The sequence below is a fragment of the Streptomyces phytophilus genome (assembly GCF_013870535.1).
GTDB lineage: Bacteria > Actinomycetota > Actinomycetes > Streptomycetales > Streptomycetaceae > Streptomyces > Streptomyces phytophilus.
The window spans coordinates 1-1,042 of the sequence record NZ_JACBXC010001711.1; the positions used below are offsets into that span (position 1 = coordinate 1).

General features: G+C 75.3%; 1 protein-coding gene. It reads left to right on the forward strand.

Features of this window, described 5'->3' with window-relative positions; all coding sequences use genetic code 11:
- Positions 1-15: 15 nt before the first annotated feature.
- Positions 16-1,042: amino acid adenylation domain-containing protein (locus H5J30_RS35435; RefSeq protein WP_309505730.1), on the forward strand; the 1,027-nt coding region annotated here is incomplete at its 3' end.

Sequence of the window (1,042 nt, forward strand, 5' to 3'; positions counted from 1 at the left end):
GCACCCCGGGTGCCCGTGGGCGCCGCGGACGTGGCGTACGTGATGTACACCTCCGGCTCGACGGGGACGCCCAAGGGCGTCGCCGTGCCGCACGGTGCCGTCGCGGTGCTCGCCGGCGAGCGCGGCTGGGGCGCGGGGCCGGGTGAGGCGGTGCTGATGCACGCGCCGCACGCGTTCGACATCTCGCTGTACGAGGTGTGGGTGCCGCTCGCCGCCGGCGGCCGGGTCGTCGTCGCCGAGCCGGGCGTGGTCGACGCGGAGCGGGTGCGCCTGGCCGTGTCCGACGCGGGTGTGAGCAGACTGCACGTCACCGCGGGGCTGTTCCGGGTGCTCGCCGAGGAGTCCCCGGAGTGCTTCACCGGCCTGCACGAAGTGCTCACGGGTGGCGACGTGGTGTCGGCCGCGGCGGTCGCGCGGGTCCGCGAGGCGTGCCCCGGCCTGTCCGTACGGCACCTGTACGGGCCCACGGAGATCACGCTCTGCGCGACGTGGCATGTGCTGCACCCCGGTGACACGGCGGGCGCCGTGCTGCCCATCGGCCGGCCGATGGCCAACCGGCGGGTCTACGTGCTGGATCCGTTCCTGCAGCCGGTGCCCTCCGGCGTCGTCGGCGAGCTGTACGTCGCCGGGCCCGGCCTCGCCCGCGGCTACCTGGGGCGCGCGGGGCTGACCGGCGAGCGGTTCGTGGCCTGCCCGTTCGACACCGGCGGCCGGATGTACCGCACCGGTGACCTGGCGCGCTGGACGGGGGACGGGCTGCTGCACTTCGCGGGCCGCGCGGACGAGCAGGTGAAGATCCGCGGCTACCGCGTGGAGCTGGGCGAGGTGGAGTCCGTGCTCGCCGCGCACGAGGACGTCGCGCAGGCGGTGGTCGTGGCACGTGAGGACCGCCCGGGCGAGAAGCGGCTCATCGGCTACGTCGTGCCCGACGGGCGGGCCGTCGAGGAGGAGCACCTGCGCGGGCACGTCGCCGCGGTGCTGCCGGAGTACATGGTTCCGGCCGCGGTGGTGGTGCTGGACGAACTGCCGCTGACGGTCAACG